Genomic DNA, 18,988 nt, shown 5'->3' with positions numbered 1-18,988 from the left:
GTGTCCGCATCCGTGCCCAACGCCCGCGCCGAGCACGAGGAGGTCATGGCCGAACTCGCCGCCCTCCCGGCGGGTGACCCGAGGGCGCCCGAGCTGTGCGGGCGGGCCGGGGAACTGAGCTACCTGGCCCACAACCAGCTCGACGACCCCGGAGCCCCCCACGTCGAGGACCACGAGGACCTCGACCTCGCCGCCGAGGCCTTCGCGCACGCCTTCCGCCGTCCCGCGCACGCCTTCCGCCGTCCCGCGACCGGACCGACCTGGACACTGTGGCGGATCATGTACGGCCACGTCCTGGCCCTGCAGTACGACCTGCGGCCCGACGCCGACCTCGCCGCCCGGGCCCACGCCCTGCTCGCGGAGGGACTCGCGGAGCTGCCCGACACACCGCAGTTCCGGGACACGGCCGTCCTGGCCCGCCGGCTCCTCGCCAACCTCACCAAGATCCGGATCCAGGAGGGGGACTCCGACCCCGCCCTCCTCGACGAGGCCCTGCGGCGCGGCTCGGCCGCCCTCGAAGACCAGGACGGACGGGACGCCGACCTCCAGGAGGCGCTCGGCTACCTGTGGCAACAGCACGGAGTCCGCGCCGACCGACCCGACTCGTACGCCCGCTCCGCCGGCTACTACGCCCAGGTCCTGGCGGCCGGCGACCCCGACCGGGACCTGCCGCTGGTCCGCCAGTCCCGGGGCATGTCCCTCACCCTGCAGGGCTACCACACGGCCGACCGGGCCGTCCTGGAGGAGGCCCGCGACGAAACCCTGCGCGCACTGGCCGAAGCGCCCGGCATGCCCGTCTGGGAACGCGATGCACGGCTGCGCGTCGCGTTCGCCCGGGTGGTGCTCGCCGGGACCTGGCAGGACGAGGAGCAGGGTGCGTCGGCCGAGGCGGAACTGACCGCACTCCTCGGCAGCGAGGCGGAGATCGACGCGCTTCCCCATCTCTACCTCGACGTGTTCGGCCGGCTGCTGTTCGCACGGGGTCAGCCCAGGCTGGACGTGGACCTCCTCGACCTGTCCATCGCGCTCCTCACCCGGGCCGTCGACCGCCGGCAGGCGGCGGGCGCGGGCTCGATCACCATGGCGGCCTGGGCGCTCGCCGCGGGTCAACACACCCGGCACGAGATGGACGGGGACCGGCGAAGGCTGTCGGAGGTGGAACGGGCGGCCCTGCTGGCCCTGGACGACCCCGACATCGCGGCGGAGCTGCGCGACGCCGCGCGGCTCATGCTGGCCGACGTCCAACGCCAACTGGGCCCCGAGCATCCGCAGTCGGTGTCCGGAGAGGAACTGGAGCGCCTCTTCCATGAGCTCATGCGTCGGTTCGGCGACGAGATCCCCGCGGAGTTCGGTGACGACCACATCCTGCTCGGCGACACCGAGGAGGCGAGGCTGCGCTGGGAGCGCCGCTTCGCCCGCGAGTTCGAGGAATGGCGCACCGCGGAGCCGGGCAGCCGTCCGCACGCCGAGCGGGCCGCGATGCTGGTGTCCCTGCTGCCCGTACTCGACCCCCACCGCGACCGCGTGGGTCCGCAGCGCGAGGCGGAACTCGTCGACGCGGTGCTGCGCTACGCCGAAGCACACTCCGGCTGGTGGGGGACCGCCCACCTGGCGCTCGCCAAGCTGCGCCTCCACCAGGGCATGGGCGGAGACCCGGGCCGCCTGACCGAGGCGCTGGAGCACCTCGAAGGGGCGCGTCGGGCGGGTGTGGACTCCCCGTGGCTGGACTTCAGCGTCATGTTGGTCTCCGTCACGCTCGCCCAGGAACACGGCATCACGGCCGGTGTGTCCCCGGGCCCCGAGCAGTGGGATCGCATGGTGCGGGAACTGGGTCTCTCCCCCCGCCTGGCGTTGATCGCGCGGGCGCAGGAGGCGACCGGCCGGGGGATCACCGCCGCCAGGCGCGGTGATCTGATCGGCGCCGACCGGGCCGTGGAAGCGGCGGCCGAGGCCGTCGCCGGACTCGCCCCCGACGACGTCTCCCGCATCGAGTGCTGGGTGCAGCTGGAGACCGTGCGACTGGCCCGGGAGGACCTCGCGCACCGGCTCGGCGCGCCGCCCCTGCCGCCGCTCACCGGCCGCCCCTCCCTCACCGAACTTCGGCGCATGGCCTCCCGGTTGCCCCGTGACGCCCGGGCTGGGGTGCTGGGCAACATGGCCCTGGCGTGGGTGCGCGACGCGCTCCGGGGCCTGGACCTGCCGCGCGTCCGCGAGTGCCTGGCCCTGTTCGAGGAAGCCATCTCCCTGGCCGAGGAGGGGAGCGCGGACTGGATCCGGTTCGCCTCCGAGGCCGGAAGCCTCTCCTACGGGCTCGCGCTGGCCGGCGGGAACCTCCGTTCCGCCGCGGGGGCCCGCGACCTGGAGCGCGCCGTCACCCTCCTCGAAGGCGCCGCCTCGGCCGCGGGCGGGCCCGAGCACCGGTTGTGGGCCTTCACCGCGCACGCCCTCGCGGCCGTCTACCGGGACCGCGGCAGCCTGGCCCGCCGCGACCGCGACCGCGAGCGCGGTCGACGGCTCGGCCTGGAGGCGATGCGCGGCTTCGTCTGGTCCGCGCTCCTCCAGTCCGGCACCCAGGACGTCGCCGAGGCGGCCCGGTTGGCCGAGCAGCTCTCCACGGACCTCGTCGGCTGGTGCCTGGCCGACCGGGCCCCGCAGGACGCCGTACGGGCGCTCGACGCCTGTCGCGGCCTGATCCTGCACACGGCCACCACCAGTCGCTCGGTACCCGAACTCCTGGCCGCCGCCGGACACGCCGCGCTGGCCGCCGAGTGGGGGGCGGCCGGCGGCGACCCCGACGACGTGCCGAGTGACCTGCGCCGCCGCGTGGTGCAGGCCCTCACCGGGGAGGGCACCCGCCTGCTCGACCCGCCGGACCCCGCCGAGATCGGCGCGGCCCTGCGGGCCCAGGGCAAGGACGCCCTCGTCTACCTGGTGCCCGCCGGCGAGTCCTGCCCGGGCACCGCCCTCCTCGTCACCGCCACCGGACAGGTGCACGCGGTCCCGCTGCCCCGACTGCGCGAGGACGCGGCCCCGCTGCGGGACTACCGCCCGGCAGCGGGTGGCGGGCCTCGCAACATGGAACCCGCCCCGGGCCACACGACCTTCGGCCCGCCTCCCGCCCCGCCGCTGCGCGACCAGCTCGACCGGCTCTGCGCCTGGGCCTGGCGGGCCGCGGTCCAGCCGCTCCTGGAGGTGATGGACGTCCCCGCGCGGCCGGGCCGGGTGCCCCGCCTCGTCCTCGTCCCGATGGGCGCCCTCGGGCTCGTCCCCTGGCACGCGGCCTACGCCGAGCAGGGACGGGGCCGCCGCTACGCCATCGAACGGGCCGAGTTTTCGTACGCCGCCTCCGCGCGCCTGCTCTGCGAGGTCGGCGCCCGCCCGCCGGCCCCGCACACCGGCACCGCGCTGATCGTCGGCAACCCCACCGGGGACCTGCCCTACGCGGGGGAGGAGGCCGACGCCCTCCAGCGGCTCTTCTACCCCCACGGCCAGTACCTCGGCCTGCGCACGGGGGACGGCGAACCCGGTCAGGTCGCCGCCTGGCTGCGGGAGCGGGCCGACGAGGGCGCCGTCCTGCACCTGGCCTGCCACGGCACGGTCGAGGAGAACCGGCCCCGCAGCTCCTACCTCTCCCTCAAGGGCGGCGAGTTGACCGCGGAGGAGCTGGCGGGGGCCGTGCACGGCCGGTTGGGGCTCGTCGTCCTCGCCGCCTGCCGCAGCCAGGTCTCGGGGCGCGGCCACAACGAGGCGTACAGCCTGTCCACCGCCTTCCTGGTGGCGGGCAGCCGTTCGGTGATCGGTTCGTTGTGGCCGGTGCCGGACGACACGACGTCCGTCCTGATGTTCCTGACCCACCACTTCCTGCGCCGCGAACAGGAGCCACCCGCGCGGGCCCTGCGCCGGGCCCAGCTGTGGGTGCTGGACCCGGCGCGGACGGCTCCCACCGGGCTGCCCCCGGCCCTGGCCGCCCGGCTGGCGACACTCGACCCGCACGACCTCACGGCCTGGGCCGGGTTCACCCACCTCGGACAGTGAAGTCCTCGCCGGCGGGAAGCGCGGGCACCACCGTGCGCAGGGCGACGCTGCTCGCCGCCCACTGCCCGGGCGCGAACGGCCGGGCGGGCAGCATGTCCCGCCCGCCCGCCGGCGCGGGGGCCGCCCCGGCCAGCCGCAGCAGGCCTTCCGGGAGCGGGTTCGCCGTCGTTCCCCAGCGGTTGGTGATCGGGTCCCAGGCGGTCAGGTGGAACGGCACCGTATTGAGTTCCCCCTCGGCCACGATGAGCGTCAGCCAGTCCCGCGCCGAGGCCCCGGGCCGCACCGGCCGGGACGCGGGCAGCACCATCCGCACCTGCGCCCCGTCGAGTGCGTATCCGGTCATCCCGGGCCCGATGAACTGGCCGGGGAAGAGCGCCGACCCGGCGCCGAACTGGTCGTTGAGGTTGACGAGCACGCACCACAGCGGCCGGGGCCCGGAGTTGCGGATCCTGATGGCGACCAACGGCTCCTGCCCGTCCTCGTAGGAGAGGACGATCTCCCCGTTCCCGTCGGGGCGCAGAGGTTCCCCGTCCTGGTGCTCCCAGGGCAGCACCTGCACCCGGACGTGCCCGGTGAGCGGGGACAGGCCGGCGCTGAGGTCGCGGAGGCGGTGCCAGTGGGTCAGGCCGGTCAGGCAGTCGACGAGCCGTCGGGCGTCGGCGGGACCCGCCAGCGGCAGCGGCGGAACGTACGGGGACCCGTCACGGCGCAGGACGCGGGCCCGACCGCCCCGTACGTCGACGCGGAACAGCAACCCCGCCCCGGCCTCCTCCGGCGAGCCGTCCGCGACCTCGCGCAGCAGCGGCGAAGGGGGCAGCGCGGCGGCGTCCCCGGTCAGCACCACGGCCGCCGGGGGCAGCGCCAGCGCCGACAGGGTCACCGCGTGCACCGACCCCGGGTCCGGGATCCAGCCGTCCGGGTCGACGAGCGCCCGGTCGGTCCGCACCTCCGTGACCCGTACGGGGCCGCCCGCCGCCGTGAACTCCGTACCCGCACCCCCGCTCAGGCCGTGCACCCGCCCGCAGTCCACCTCCCAGCCCTGCGGCCCCTCCCGCAGCAGGTGGGCGCTGACCGGGCCCTCCCGCGGCAGGTCGCCGCGGAGCGCCGCGCTGAGCAGCGGCCGGTCCGCGAGCCCGCCCGGATCGGCGGGGAACAGGACGGGCTGCTGCCCGGACACCAGTCGCCGCACCCCGGCGTCCGCCTCCGCGAGCAGTTCCCGCGCGGTGGTCCTCGGACCGGCCCGGCGCAGGGCGCGGGCCAAGGAGTACGAGAACACGCCGCGGACGGGCAAGTCGTCGGACCATGCCGGGCCGTCCGGGTCGGTGCGACCGTCCGCGTCGTCGACGGGACGTTCGAAGGAGGGTTGTCCGAGCCGGCTCGCCGCCAACAGCAGGTGCCGCGGCGCGGTGTCGGGCCCGGTCAGGTCCCGGGAGCCGACGGTCGGCCGCCAGTGCGGCAGCGGGCGCGACGAACGGGGCACGTCCCCCTCACGGCTCGCACCGCCCGAGAAGCAGCAGTCGAGCACCGCGACGACCCGGCCACCGGCCGCCGCGGCCCCGTCGAGCAGCGCGCCCAGCAGTTTGTCGGGCAGCGGCCCGTCCGCGCAGACCAGTGCCTGGCAGCGGCCCGTCGGTTCCAGCAGCAGTTCCTGCGGGGTGCTCGCCGCGTACTCGGTCCCGTGCCCGCTGAACCACAGCAGCGCCGTATCCCCCTCCTCGGCCCGGTACAGGTGACCGCGGATGGCCTCCTCCACGGCGCGGGCCGTGGCCTCACCGTTGAGCAGCACCCGTGCGTCGAGCCGGCCCGGCGCCGACGCCTCCAACGCGGCGCGGGCATCGGCCACGTCGGCCACGCACCCGCGCAGATCGGCCAAGCCGTGCCGGACGGCCGTGCGGTACTCGTTGATGCCCACGAGCAGGGCGTACACCTTCGCCATGACCCAAGTCTGGCGCAGCCGTCGGGGCGGCCACTGGCTGAAAACCGGTCGCATCGAGGTCACTTGCGGGGTGTTGGTGGCGCAAATCCCTTTTGGGGTCGCACGATCGACGCAACGTCATTAGCCTGCGTGCTCCACGCGTCATTACGGGGAGACCATGGGTTACATCGAGCGTCCACGCCGTGTCGTAGGACCCGCACAGGACCTCCACCAGCACACCGGCCGGGCGGCCGCCGCGACCGGCGCCGCCAACGCGCCCGGACTCCAGGCCGATCGGCTGCGCAGCCGATCGCCCGAGCTGCTCGAAGCCGTGGCCCGGCTCGACGCGGGACTCGACGCCGCCGCCGGGCGCCGGCTCGCCGACTGGATCCGCGAACAGTACGAGGTCCAGCACCACAACGCGCCCATCGGGTTCCTCGCCCGCTGCCACCTCGGCCCGCCGTACGTGGACCACATCCTCAACCTCTTCGGCGCGATCCTCACCCACTACGCACCGGGTGACGTACTGCCCGATCCCTACGGCGCGGCCCGGATGCTGGCGCGCAACCCCAGTTACGCCTGGGTGGAGGTCTACTCCGACGGGCTGGTCCTGCCCGTACTGGAGAACGGTTCGGTGGTGCGGCCCAGCGGGCCGCGATCGGGGGAGGGCAAGTGACGGAAATCGACCACGGGCTGCACCGCAAGGTCGCCGAGATCAACCGACTGGTGGCCGGCGTCGCCGAACAGGTCGGCCACGTCTCGGGGCAGGTCAACTCCGTCGAGGCGAAGCAGCAGCAGACCCGCAGCGAACTCCAGCAACTGCGCGACGAGTTCCAGGCGTTCGCGGCGCAGGCACAGCTCGTGGCGGCGCTCCAGCGGGCGGAGACCCGCGTCGGCGTCATCCAGGACCGGATCGACCACGAGTTCGGCCACCACAAGGTGGTCCGGCGCACCGCCGTCGGCATGCTCCAGGCCTTCGACATCGGCCTCGTCGCCGAGGACACCGTCCGGATGGTCGGCGACCAGCTGATGCTCCAGAGCCCCCGGTACTGGCTCGCACCGGCGCTCGTGGCCCTCGCCGCCTGGTCGGCCGACGACCCCACCCTGTGCGAACGGGCCGTCCAGGAATCCTTCCGCCGCTCCCCGGACCGCACCTCGCTGTTCTTCGCCCTGGTCCTGCGCCGCCAGGGCCGGCACGCCGAATCGGCGCGCTGGCTGCGCCACTACCTGCTGGCCCAGGACCCGGCCGCCCTCGGCCGCGAGTTCGCCGTCATCCTGGAATCCGTGGCCCAAGGAGCCTTCGGCCCGGCCGGCCGGGCCATGCTCCGCGAGGCCCTGGACGAATGGCACGAGCTGCTCGGCAGCGACACGGCCGCCCAGGACGCCCAGATCGACCGCTGGCGGGCCGAGATCGGCTCCCTGTGCCCGACGGTGACCGGCGCCGAGTTCCCCTTCCTGCACCAGGTCTCGCCGCAGTGGCCGCAACTCGGCCAAGTGCTCTCCGCCGCCCGCACGCAGCAGGTCGTCCTCGACAAGTACACGGCCCTCCTGAACATCGAACCCGCCCCGACGCACCGCATCGAGGACGCCGTCGACGACATCCTGGACCGGCTCGTCTCCGAGTACGACAACGAGGAACTGCCCCTGCGCCGCGACCTCGCCTACCAGGAGGCCGTCGTCGCGCACGACGGCGACACCACCCGGGCGCGGGTCGACGCCGACGCCGACTCGGCCTCCTACGACGTGACCCTTGACTACCTCACCGTCCAGAGCACCGCCGCCCTCAACCCCGGCGCCATCGGCCTGTCCGAAGCCACCCGGCGGCTCGCCGTCGCCGCCTGCCGGGACTGGTTCCACCACGCCCACCAGGGCTTCTCCCGGGACTACCGGGCCGCCCTGCCGCAGGACGTCCAGGCCCGCTTCGAAGCGACCCACCCGGTGGCCGGACAGCACTTCGTCCTGCCCGTCTGGACGGGCTCGTACCACACCCCGCTGCCCGAACTGGAGCAGCAGCTCGGTGACCACTGGGACCGGCACACCGCCCCCTTCGTGGCCGCCCTCGGCTACAAGTACCCCGCGAAGGTGATCGCGCTCCTCGCCGCCGCCGTGATCGGCCTGTTCATCGGCAACGCGATCAGCCCCGCCGCGGCCGCCGTGATCCCCCTGCTCATCGGCGGCATCGGCTGGCTCCTGATCCACCAGGGCGCCTCCCGGACCCGCCAGGCGCAGGACTCCGCCAAGCTCCTGCTCGGCGAGGCCCGCCGCGACGCCCTGCACCGGCTCGTCGGCGCCGCCGCCGACCTCACCAACTGGCAACAGGCCTACCAGGAGGCCGACGCCGGCGAGAGCGGGGTCCGCGAGCTGATCGCCTCACTGGCCACCGCCACCGAGGGGAACTCCCCCTTCACCGGCCGTACCGTCACCCCGGAAGGGCGACCCTCATGACCACATCCGACTCCGAAGCCCCCCAGCCCCGCCGCAGGCTGTGGGCCGCCGGCGCCGAACCGGCCGAGGAGCGCACCACCGCCCGGCTGCGCCGCGTCGTCGAGGGCCTGCCCGCATGGTCCCCGCTGCCACCCGGGGAACAACTGGTCCGCCGCCCCGGCGCCCGACGGGACCAGCCCTGACCATGAGCAGCCTGTGGGGCCACGGCGGCGCCTACCAGCCATGGACGCGGTACCTGCGGGACTGGAGCGCGGGCGGGGCCGCCGCCACCGCCGAGGCGGCCGGCCGGCTCCCGCGACTGCGCCCCGACGACTACCACCAGGACACCTGGGCGCTCTTCTCCCAGCACCTCACCGACGCCTTCGACCGGCGCCTGCGCGACTGGGCGACCTCCCTGACCGCCGCCCTGGAGGCCGCCCGCGACGAGTTCGACGCGGGCCGCGCCCTGGTCCAGGCACGCACCGGCCTCGACGCCGTCCGCGCCCTCGCCGCGCACCAGTCCCTGCCCGAGGACCTGCGCGAACGACTGTCGGAGCTGGTCGAGGGCCAGATCACCGGCTTCCAGGAACAGTTGGAAGCCTCCCTGGACCGGGCCGCGCGCGGCGGCTCGGACCCGCGGTTCCTGGAGGACCGCCGCCGCACCCTGCGCGAGAACCCGCTGACCACGCCCGGCTCCGGCGCCCCCGGACCCGGGGCGGGCCGGCCGGGACCGGCGCCGGGCCAGGGCTGGTCGTACGACCCCGCGGCCCCCGCCCGCCGCCGCATCATCACCGACTGACGGAGACCGGTACCCCCATGTCCAACCACGCCGAATGCCATCGCGATCTCGACAGCTACATCTCCGCCCGGGTCCCGGTCATCTGCATCCGCACCATCGAACAACAGCGGGCGCTGCGCCTCGTACGCACGGCCGCCACCCACGCCCGGCGCGGCACCATGCCGTTCTGGATCTACACCAGGGCCACCGGGCTGCGCGACCTGCGGACCAACGCGCCCCTGATGGACGACCGTTCCCTCACCGGGGCCATGGAGTTCGCCGCGTCCCAGTTCACCTCACGCCCCAACGCCACCCTGGTCCTCGTCGAACCGGACGACCTGGACGCCGACACCCCGCTGACCCGGCACGTCGCCGAACTCGCGCGGCTCGCCGACACCAACATGGGCAGCATCATCCTGATCACCGACAGTCCGGTCTGGAGCGGCCTGCAACGCCTGGGCATGGGGCTCCAGTTGGACCCGCCCGACGCCGACGAGATGTACGCGACGATCTCCGCCTTCCTCGACGACCACCGGGGTCACATCCCTATCGCCTGGGACGAACGCGACACCCGGCGCGCCGCCGAGTTCCTGGTGGGGGTCACCGAGGGCGAGGCGATCAACCTGATGGCCACGGTCGCCGCGAAGGGATCCGTGGAGGCGGGGGACGTCGTGGTCCTCGCCCAGTCCAAGGACCGCATCTTCAACGACCTGACGGGCCTGCAGAAGGTGCCCCTGAAGGACGCCGACTACACGGTGGGCGGCCTGTCCAACCTCCGGGACTGGCTCAGGCGCCGGGGCCGGCTGCTCCAGGCCGACCTGCGCGACACCGACCTGCGGCCCCCGCGCGGCGTCCTGCTGGTGGGCGTTCCCGGCTGCGGCAAGTCCCTCTCGGCCAAGGCGATCGCCGCGCAGTGGCAACTGCCCCTGTACCGCCTCGACATGGGCTCCATCCACGGAAAGTACCTGGGTGAGTCGGAGGGCCGCTTCCGGGAGGCGATGGAGACCGCCGACCGGGTGGCGCCCTGTGTGCTGTGGATCGACGAGATCGAGAAGGGGCTGGCCGGCGCGGGCGACGGGACGGGGGTCCCGCAGCGGATCATCGGCCAGTTCCTGTTCTGGCTCCAGGAGTCCCAGTCGCGGACCTTCGTCGTGGCCACCGCCAACGACGTCCGCAGCCTGCCGCCCGAACTGCTCCGCAAGGGCCGCTTCGACGAACTCTTCTTCGTCGACTTGCCCGACGCGCAGGACCGCGAGGAGATCATCGGCATCTACTACCGCCGCTACCTGAAGACCGAACCCGACCCCGAACAGCTGGCCCGGCTGGTGGAGTTGTCGGACGGGTTCGCCGGCTCCGACATCGAGGCGGCGCTGCACGACGTCGGCGCCGAGGTCTACCTGGGCGGCGGCCCGCAGCACATGCGACCCGCGTTCGTCCTGGACACCTTCGCCAACACGGTGCCGCTCAGCCGCAACAACCCGGAGCAGATCGAGGAGATCCGCGCCTGGGGCCGCGAGCGGGCCGTCCCCGCCGGCCGGTTCACGGCGACGGCCGCCCAGGGCCCCTCCGGGCCGACCCGGCGCATCGTCTTCCTCGACGACTGACGAGGGCAGGGGGCGCCGCGGGACGGAGCGGGGACGGATCGACGCGGACGGCCGCGCGCTCAGCCGGTGGCGGCCGGGCGCGGCTTCGTCTGCTGGACGGCCCAGCCGTTGCCGTCGGGGTCGGAGAAGTAGACGAACGACCCCCATGGCATGTCCTGGATCTCGGTCACCTCGATGCCCCGGCCCCGCAGGTCCGCGTAGGCCTCCTCGATGTCGCCGACCACGACCTGCAGGTTGTCCAGCGACCCCGGGATCATCCGGGTGAGGCCCTTGCCCAGGGCGATCGAGCAGGCCGATCCGGGCGGGGTGAGCTGGACGAAGCGGATCTCCTCGCTGACCGTCACGTCGTGATCGGCGTGGAAGCCGACCCGCTCGTAGAAGGCCTTGGCGCGGTCCACGTCGGTGACGGGGACGGCGACCAGCTCCAGCTTGATGTCCATCACGCACTCCCGGATCGGTGACGGCCCGCGTCGGGGCCCCGCCGCCATCATGCTCCGGAGGCCGCCACGGCGCCGCCCGGCGCACGGCCCGTGGGCGCGAACTGGGTCCGGTGGAGCTCCTGGTACCGGCCGCCCGCGGCCAGCAGCTCGTCGTGCGTCCCGCGTTCGACGATCCGCCCGTCCTCCACCACCAGGATCAGGTCGGCGGCCCGTACGGTGGACAGCCGGTGCGCGATCACCAGGGCGGTCCGCCCGCTCAAGGCCTCCGCCAGGGCTTCCTGCACGGCGGCTTCGGAGGTGTTGTCCAGGTGGGCGGTGGCCTCGTCGAGGATCACCACCCGCTGGCGGGCCAGCAGCAACCGGGCGATGGTCAGCCGCTGGCGTTCCCCGCCGGAGAGCCGGTAGCCGCGCTCACCGACGACGGTGTCCAGGCCGTCCGGGAGCGAGGCGACGAGCCCGTCCAGGCGGGAGCGGCGCAGGGCCTCCCAGATCTCCTCCTCCGTGGCCGTCGGCCGGGCCAGCAGCAGGTTGGCCCGTACGGACTCGTGGAACAGGTGGCCGTCCTGGGTGACCATGCCGAGGGTGTCGCGGATCGAGTCGGCCGTGAGGTCCCGTACGTCGATCCCGCCGAGGCGCACCGCGCCCGCGTCGGTGTCGTACAGGCGCGGCAGCAGTTGGGCGATGGTGGACTTGCCGGCGCCGGAGGAGCCGACGAGGGCGACCATCTGGCCGGGCTCCGCCCGGAAGGACACCTCGTGCAGGACTTCGCTGCCGCCCCGGGTGTCGAGGGTGGCGACCTCCTCCAGGGAGGCCAGGGACACCTTGTCGGCCGACGGGTAGCCGAAGGAGACCGCGTCGAACTCCACCGACACCGGCCCCTCGGGCACCTGGCGGGCGTCCGGCTTCTGCGCGATCAGCGGCTTCAGGTCGAGGATCTCGAAGACCCGCTCGAAGCTGACCATGGCGCTCATCACCTCGACGCGGGCCCCGGCCAGGGCCGTCAGCGGGGCGTACAGCCGGGTCAGGAGCAGGGCGAGGGCGACGACGGAACCGGCGTCCAGGGTGCCGCGCAGCGCGTAGTAGCCGCCCAGGCCGTACACCAGGGCGAGGGCGAGGGCGGAGACCAGGGTCAGGGCGGTGATGAAGGCCGACTGGGCCATCGCCGTACGGATCCCGATGTCCCGGACCCGCGCCGCACGGGCCGCGAACTCCGCGGACTCGTCCGCCGGGCGGCCGAAGAGCTTGACGAGGGTGGCGCCGGGCGCGGAGAAGCGTTCCGTCATCTGCGTGCCCATGGCGGCGTTCAGCTCCGAGGCCTCCCGCTGCATGCCCGCCATCCGTACGCCCATCCGCCGGGCCGGCAGCACGAACACCGGCAGCAGCACCAGGGCCAGCAGGGTGATCTGCCAGGAGATGCTCAGCATCACGACCAGGGTCAGCGCCAGCGTCACCGTGTTGGCGACCACCCCCGACAGGGTGTTGCTGAAGGCCCGCTGGGCGCCGATGACGTCGTTGTTGAGGCGGCTGACGAGGGCTCCCGTCCGGGTACGGGTGAAGAAGGCGACCGGCATCCGTTGGACGTGGTCGAACACCGCCGTCCGCAGGTCGAGGATCAGCCCCTCGCCCAGCGTGGCGGACAGCTTGCGGGTCAGCAGGCCGAGGGCCGCCTCGGCGATGGCGATCACCGCGATGAGCAGGGCCAGCCGGGTGACCACCCCGCCGTCCCCGCCCTTGACGATGGCGTCCACGATCCGGCTGGCCAGGAGCGGGGTGGCCACCGCGAGCAGGGCGCCCAGCACGCTGAGCAGGAGGAAGAGGAGGAGCCCGCGGCGGTGCGGACCGGCGAAGGCCCCGATACGACGAAGGCTCGTCCGGTTGAAGGGGCGTCGGTCCTGCTGGGCGTTGATCGCGCTGTGGAGCGAGGTCCACGCGGTGACTTCCATGTCCATGGCGTCCACGGTAAAACCTCAACATTGGTTCAGGTCAAGGTGTCGGGGTCGAACCCACCCGTACGCGCCGCCAACTCCCGCCCGTACGAACGTCTTTCGGAGTCGCCCCGGCTCCTCGTGCCGCCCGGCCCGCGGTGCCATCATCAGGGGATGACGCAGGCACCGAAGTCCGCCCGCCCCGGCCGGCCCGCCCTCGACACGGTCCTGGAGCGGTTCGAACGGTGGGCCCGGGACACCCCCGACGCCCCCGCCCTCCTCGCCGGCCCGGACGGCCTCACGTACGCGGAGCTCGACGCGCGGGCCAACCGGCTGGCCCACCACCTCCTGGCGGCGGGCCTGCCCGCCCACCCCCTGATAGCCGTCGCCGGCGCCGCCCGGCCCGACCTGCTCGTCGCCGTACTCGCCGTCCTCAAGGCCGGCGGTACGTACGCCCTCCTCGACACCGGCGACCCGCACACGGCCGAGCACCTGCTCGCCGCCCTCGACCCCGACCTGCTGCTCACCCACACCCCGCACCACGCCCGCCTCGACCGGATCGACGGCCCGCGCACCCTGCTGCTCGACGCGGAATCCGCCCGGATCGCCGAACGGCCCGCCGATCCACCGGCCCGCCCCGTACCGGACGCCGCCCCGGCACCGCACGGAGCCGCGGCCGGCCCGCCCGCCGCCGTCCTGTTCACCGGGTCGGCCGCACCCCGCCCGGTCCGCACCGGCCACGCGCTGCTGCTCGCCGCCCACGAGGGCTGGGCCGAGACCGCCCGGCTGACCCCCGAGGACCGCCACCTGTTCACCTGCGGGCCCGACGCCACCGCCTTCGCCGCGGGCTGGACCCGTGCCCTGTGCTCCGGCGGCGCCCTCGTCCTGCCCCGGGACCCCGTGCGGCAGGCCGAGGAACCCGGGCGGCACGCCGAGGACCTGCTGCGGACCATCGCCGACGAACGGGTCAGCGTGCTGCACACCGACCCCGCCGGCGCCCTCGCCCTGCTGCCCGACCCCGCCAGGACGTCCCTGCCCGCGCAGTCCCGCCGCGACGCCGACCCCGGAACCGCAACGCTGCGGCTCGTCGCCGTCACCGGCGACCGGCTCCACCTCGACGAACAATCCGCCCTCCAGGCCGCCCTGCGCCCCGGCGCCCGCGTGCTCAACGTCTACGGTCTCGCCGAGTGCGCGGGCAACGGCACCTGGTTCGAACTCCCGCAGCTGCCCCGACCGCTCGACGACCCCGAGCGGCTCTGCCTGCTGGGCGCCCCGCACCCCGGCTGCCGGGCCGACGTGCACGACGGGGAGATCCACCTCGTCCCGCCCGGCGGCGGCGACGCCGTCCCCACCGGCGACCTCGGCCGGCTCCGCCCCGACGGGCTGTTGGAGTTCGGGGGACGGCTCCGCGACCGCTTCACCCTCGCCGGCCGGCCCGTCGACCCCCACCCCCTGGAAGCGGCGATCCGCACCCACCCCCGCATCGGCGCGGCCATCGTGGCCGCCGTCCCCTCGGGCAAGGGGGAGGACCGCCTCGTCGCCTACGTCGCCCCGCCGCACGACGACCCGCCCCGGACCCCGGGCACGACCCTCCCCGAAACCTGGGAACTCCGCGCCCACCTCGCCGAGAAGGTGCCCGCCGGCCTGGCCCCCCGCGCCGTGATCCGGCTGCGCACCCTGCCCCGCACCCGCGGCGGCCAGGAGGACCGGAAGCGGGTACCGCAGCCGCCGCTCCTCCTCGCCCCCACCCCGCCCGGGTACGGCACGCGCCCCGGCGCGACCAAGTACGGCGGCGCGAGCACCGGCGAGGGCTCGCTGTCGTGCGCCGTCGCCTGCGGCGCACTCGCCGTCGGGCTCTTCGCCCGTATCGTCACGAACCTGCTGTGGCCCGGATCGACCGACCTCACCGGCATCCCCTTCACCTGGGCGGTCCTCTTCGGCCTCCTGCACGCGCTCGAATGCGTGGCCTTCGGGCTGGGGGTGATGTTCCTGTTCAACGGCCGCCGCCGGATGCTCGCCCAACGGCGCGGCCGGCGCATCACCACGGCCGCGCACCTCGCGATCGTGTACCTGCTGGTCTCCTGGTGGCCGCAGGACAACCTCTACCGGCTGGCCGCCAAACAGGACTGGCCCCGCCAAGCCGCCCTCGTCTACGCCTTCAACGTCCCCCTGATGATCGCCGCCGGCCTCCTCGCCTTCTACGTCACCCGCAGACCGACGAGCCCGTTCGACTTCGACGACTGAACCCCGGCCGGTGCGAAGCCCTCGCCGACGGCGAGGGCCCGCGCCCGCACCAGTTCTTCGGCCGCGTCCAGCACCCCGGCCTCGCGCGCGGCGACCAGCATCCCGAACCACGGCGCCGGATCGAAGGCCGCCGTGGGGACGGACGGCACGAACACCGCGCCCAGCTCCGCGCAGGCCCGCGCCAGGCCCGCGCACAGCTCGTCCCACTGCGCCTGCGGCAGCCGGGCGCCGAGCTCCACCCGGTCAACGATCCGTACGAGGTGCCCGGCACCCCGCAGCACGTCGAGCCGCGCCGCCACCATGAACGCGACCGACGGTCCGGTCAGCCGCAGGTTGGTCTCCGTCGGCGCGAGCCGCCCCCGCCCGTCGACGACGAAGTCCACGTCGAACCAGCCCCGATAGCCGTACTCCGCCAACCCCCGGCCCACCGCCCGACCGAACGCCGACAGCGGTCCCTCCAGCGCCCCCGGCACCACCCCGGGCCCCACCGTCGCACCCCGGTAGGCGCCGTCGACCACGTCCATCACGGCCGCGCCGACCTCGTGCAGCCGGCCCGCCCCGTCCACGAAACCGTCGTAGGTGAGGTCCCGGGGGCCGGCGTCCGCCCCCGCCGGGCCCGGGACGTACTCCTCCACCAGCAGGGGCCCGCGCGGCAGGCCCCGCAGCACGGCCCGCGCCCCGCCCGCCGCCCGGACCCCGGCGGGCGTCACCACCGTGGTGCCCGAACCCCCCACGCCGTGCTCCGACTTGAGAACGGTGCTCTCGCCCGCCCGGGCCCGCCCAGCCAGCAGGCGTACCGCGGTCCGACGGGTACCCGCCCGCCACTGCCCGGGCAGCACGATCAGCGGATGCCCGCCGCCCGCCAGGATCCGGCCGAACAGTTCGTGCGCCGCCGACTTCGACTCGTGGCGCAACTCCCGCGGCCGCCACGGCAGGCCCGCCAGCTCGCTGAACGCCGCGGTCCGCCCCCACGGTACGAGGGGCAGCCCGCGCCCCGTGACCCGCCCGGCCAGCGCCGGCCGGGCCCGTACGGCGTCCGACAGCCCGGGATCCCGCTCCGCGACCCCGTCGTACACCTCCACCTCCGGCCCCCACCCCAACTGTCGGCCCAGCAGCCGGATCCAGCCCGGCGGCACCGCCCGGGGCAGGACCAGGACGGCGGGGGAGGGGCTGTAGAAGGCGGCGAGGCAGGCGTAGTGGTGCGCGGCGTGCTGCCGGTCGTCCAAGGAGGGGTCCTGGAACTGGGCGTTGAACTCCGCCACGTTGCCCAGGTGCACGGCCGCGACGCCGCCCGTCCAGGCCAGCGCCCAGCCGGCCGGCGGCACCGGAGCCACCTCGAAGCGGAACAGCCCGTCCGGCGACCTGCCCGAGGGCGCCGCGCCCATCGCCCGGTAGAAGCCCGCCGCGTGCGGATCGGAGTCGATGAGCAGCCGGCCGACCCCCAGGGCGGCGGCCCGGCGCACCGCGTCCCGGTACAGCAGCCGGCCGATGCCCCGCCCGATGGCGTCCGGCTCCACGAAGAGCAGCCCGAGCCGCGCCACCCGACCGCCCCGGGACTCCTCGGAGCCGGCCGGTTCCGCGCGCTCCCACGACCCCTCCAGGGAGGCGAGACCCAACACCCGCCCGTCGCCCTCGTCCTGCGCCACCACGATCCGCCGGGCCGCCACCTGCGCGCCCGCGATCCGCAACTGCGGGGCGCAGGCGGCGAGGAACTCCGCGTCGTACCCCCAGTACGCCTTGGACCGCAGGACCAGCGCCGTCAGCTCCGCCGCCTCCGCGGGCCGTGCGGTTCTGACCTTTGCCATTTCCTGACCTCCCCATGGTCCACCACCGGGCCGTGCGATAGATTCGGCCAGCCCACGGCAGGTACGCCCACCGCCACCCTTCCTACCCACCCGGAGACAGGCTTCTCAATGAGCGACATCATCAACGGACTCGGCCGCACCAGCGCGTTCGGCGCCCTCGGCCTGGTGCTGCTGATCCTCGGCATCGTCCTGGTGGACGTGCTGACGCCCGGGAAGCTCCCGAAGCAGATCTGGGAGGAGCGAAACCGCAACGCCGCCCTCCTGCTCAGCTCCGCGCTCCTCGGCATCGGCGGCATCGTCTTCACCTCGATCTGGACCACGTACGAGGACTTCGGCAAGGGCCTGTTGTCCACCGCGGCCTTCGGCCTGCTCGGCCTGATCCTGATGGCGGTGGCCTTCCTCGTGCTGGACCTCGTCACCCCGGGCAAGCTCGGCGCCATCGTCGTCGACCCGGAGCCGCACCCGGCCGTCTGGGTCACCGCGTGCTGCAACCTCGCCGTCGCCGCCATCGTGGCGGCCTCCATCGCCTGACCCGGCGCCCGCACGGCACCCACGAGAGCGCCGCTCCCCATCGGGAGCGGCGCTCTCGCCTTGTCCGCGGCTGCTATGCCAGACCCAGGGCGAACACCGCGAACCCCGCCGCGAGCAGCCCCGCCACGGCCCTGCGCGCCACCGAAGACCGCCGGCCGGCCGCGGGCGGCGCCTCGAAGCGGCGCGCGTACCGGGCGATGACCACCAGCAGCAGCGCGAACACCGGCAGCCACGCGGCCCGCGCCGCGATCCACCCCGCGGTCACGGGCGCCGTCGTCAGACCGGCCACCTCACCCACCAGGGAGGCGGGGACGGCCGCCAGCAGCATCGCGCTCTGGTGCCAGCACAGGATCGTCATCGCGCACAGGTTGACCACGACCACCGGCGCCCACAGCAGCGGCCGCGCCAGCAGCCCCGCCAACCGGTCCCGCAGCAGGATCGCCGCCCCCGACTGCGCCGAGGCCAGCGCCACCACCAGCAGCGACGGCGGGTGCGAGTTCGTCCGCGCCTCACCCGGCACCCCGACCATCGACGCCGGGTAGTGGAACACCACCAGCAGTACGGCGAACAGCGCGGCCCCGCCCGCCAGCAGCAGCCACGCCCCGCGCCGCCCGATCCGCCCCTCACCCCACGACACGCCCAGCTGGTACGCGAATAGCCAGCCCGGCAGCACGTTCAGCACCGGCAGCCAGGACGGCACGGCCTCCGCGAACGGCCCGTAGCGCAGGAGGTCCACCACCGCGACGGACACGAGCAGCGGAGCCGCCGCCCATCCGCCGAGCCGCCGCGCCGCCCGCACGCAGTACGGGGTCAGCGCCGTGACCACCACGTACACCCCGACGAACCACAGCGGCTGGACCACCAGCGTGGCCCCGGTCCGCAGGGTGACCTCCGGCACCCCCGCCGCGTACAACACCGGTGCGACCAGCGCCCACACGGCCGTCACCCCGAGCACCGGCCGCCCCAGCCGGACGATCCGCGCCTTCAGCCAGGCCCCGGTGGAGCCCGGGCGACGCCGGAAGGACAGCACCGAGGCGTAACCGCCGACCAGGAAGAAGACGCCGAGCATCTGGAGCACCCAGCTCGCCGGGGCGAGGCCCCCGAAGGCGGCGAGCGGGCTGGCGTTGTGCAGGCCGCCGTCGGCGTCCAGGGTGAAGCCGCCGAGCAGCCAGTGCCCGGTCGGCACCGCGAGCAGGGCGAGGGCCCGCAGCCCGTCGACGGCCCGGTCACGGTGCGACGGGGTCCGCCGCTCGATCCGTTCGGCCGCCCCGCGCACGAGGGACATCG

General features: G+C 74.6%; 13 protein-coding genes. 8 read left to right on the top strand and 5 right to left on the bottom strand.

Going from position 1 to position 18,988, the window contains the following annotated elements; all coding sequences use genetic code 11:
- Window positions 1-4,035, top strand: a complete 4,035-nt coding sequence (locus ACZ4XJ_RS02300; RefSeq protein ID WP_468494984.1) for a CHAT domain-containing protein — start codon at window positions 1-3, stop codon at window positions 4,033-4,035.
- Here ACZ4XJ_RS02300 and ACZ4XJ_RS02295 read toward each other — a convergent pair.
- On the bottom strand, window positions 4,016-5,971 hold the full coding sequence (locus ACZ4XJ_RS02295; protein WP_468494983.1) for a caspase family protein: 1,956 nt from the start codon (window positions 5,969-5,971) through the stop codon (window positions 4,016-4,018). The genes ACZ4XJ_RS02300 and ACZ4XJ_RS02295 overlap by 20 nt on opposite strands.
- Window positions 5,972-6,128: 157 nt before the next feature.
- Between ACZ4XJ_RS02295 and ACZ4XJ_RS02290 the strand changes: the two genes are divergently transcribed.
- The 5 genes from ACZ4XJ_RS02290 to ACZ4XJ_RS02270 are packed head-to-tail and all read left to right on the top strand — an operon-like array spanning window position 6,129 to window position 10,756.
- Entirely contained in the window at window positions 6,129-6,626 is a 498-nt protein-coding gene (locus ACZ4XJ_RS02290; protein WP_362876285.1) for a hypothetical protein, read from the top strand.
- A complete protein-coding gene (locus tag ACZ4XJ_RS02285; RefSeq protein WP_468494982.1) occupies window positions 6,623-8,395 on the top strand; it encodes a hypothetical protein in 1,773 nt (590 codons plus the stop codon). The genes ACZ4XJ_RS02290 and ACZ4XJ_RS02285 overlap by 4 nt, the downstream gene beginning before the upstream one ends.
- A complete protein-coding gene (locus tag ACZ4XJ_RS02280) occupies window positions 8,392-8,577 on the top strand; it encodes a hypothetical protein (protein WP_362876287.1) in 186 nt (61 codons plus the stop codon). Before ACZ4XJ_RS02285 ends, ACZ4XJ_RS02280 begins: the two co-directional genes overlap by 4 nt.
- 2 nt (window positions 8,578-8,579) lie before the next feature.
- Window positions 8,580-9,173 (top strand): hypothetical protein, encoded by a 594-nt coding sequence (locus tag ACZ4XJ_RS02275; RefSeq protein ID WP_468494981.1) that lies wholly within the window; start codon window positions 8,580-8,582, stop codon window positions 9,171-9,173.
- Between the two features lie 17 nt (window positions 9,174-9,190).
- On the top strand, window positions 9,191-10,756 hold the full coding sequence (locus ACZ4XJ_RS02270; protein WP_468494980.1) for an AAA family ATPase: 1,566 nt from the start codon (window positions 9,191-9,193) through the stop codon (window positions 10,754-10,756).
- Window positions 10,757-10,815: 59 nt separating this feature from the next.
- Here the strand turns inward: ACZ4XJ_RS02270 and ACZ4XJ_RS02265 are convergent, their stop codons facing one another.
- Window positions 10,816-11,196, bottom strand: coding sequence for a VOC family protein (locus ACZ4XJ_RS02265; RefSeq protein ID WP_468494979.1), 381 nt, complete (start codon window positions 11,194-11,196; stop codon window positions 10,816-10,818).
- A gap of 47 nt (window positions 11,197-11,243) precedes the next feature.
- Window positions 11,244-13,145 (bottom strand): ABC transporter ATP-binding protein, encoded by a 1,902-nt coding sequence (locus ACZ4XJ_RS02260; protein WP_468494978.1) that lies wholly within the window; start codon window positions 13,143-13,145, stop codon window positions 11,244-11,246.
- Between the two features lie 150 nt (window positions 13,146-13,295).
- Here ACZ4XJ_RS02260 and ACZ4XJ_RS02255 point away from each other — a divergent pair, with 150 nt between their 5' ends.
- On the top strand, window positions 13,296-15,365 hold the full coding sequence (locus ACZ4XJ_RS02255; protein ID WP_468494977.1) for an AMP-binding protein: 2,070 nt from the start codon (window positions 13,296-13,298) through the stop codon (window positions 15,363-15,365).
- On the opposite strand, the gene ACZ4XJ_RS02250 is transcribed toward ACZ4XJ_RS02255, so the two are convergent.
- On the bottom strand, window positions 15,320-17,170 hold the full coding sequence (locus tag ACZ4XJ_RS02250; protein ID WP_468494976.1) for a GNAT family N-acetyltransferase: 1,851 nt from the start codon (window positions 17,168-17,170) through the stop codon (window positions 15,320-15,322). The two genes, ACZ4XJ_RS02255 and ACZ4XJ_RS02250, sit on opposite strands and share 46 nt — an antisense overlap.
- A gap of 108 nt (window positions 17,171-17,278) precedes the next feature.
- Between ACZ4XJ_RS02250 and ACZ4XJ_RS02245 the strand changes: the two genes are divergently transcribed.
- The gene (locus ACZ4XJ_RS02245) at window positions 17,279-17,701 is read left to right on the top strand and encodes a DUF350 domain-containing protein (protein ID WP_281205358.1); all 423 of its coding nucleotides are present in this window, start codon (window positions 17,279-17,281) and stop codon (window positions 17,699-17,701) included.
- Window positions 17,702-17,774: 73 nt separating this feature from the next.
- Here ACZ4XJ_RS02245 and ACZ4XJ_RS02240 read toward each other — a convergent pair whose 3' ends face one another.
- Window positions 17,775-18,986, bottom strand: a complete 1,212-nt coding sequence (locus ACZ4XJ_RS02240; protein ID WP_468495437.1) for an acyltransferase family protein — start codon at window positions 18,984-18,986, stop codon at window positions 17,775-17,777.
- Window positions 18,987-18,988 lie beyond the last annotated feature (2 nt).

The organism is Streptomyces sp. NPDC029836, assembly GCF_055574495.1.
This window is presented reverse-complemented; position numbering and strand designations above follow the sequence as displayed.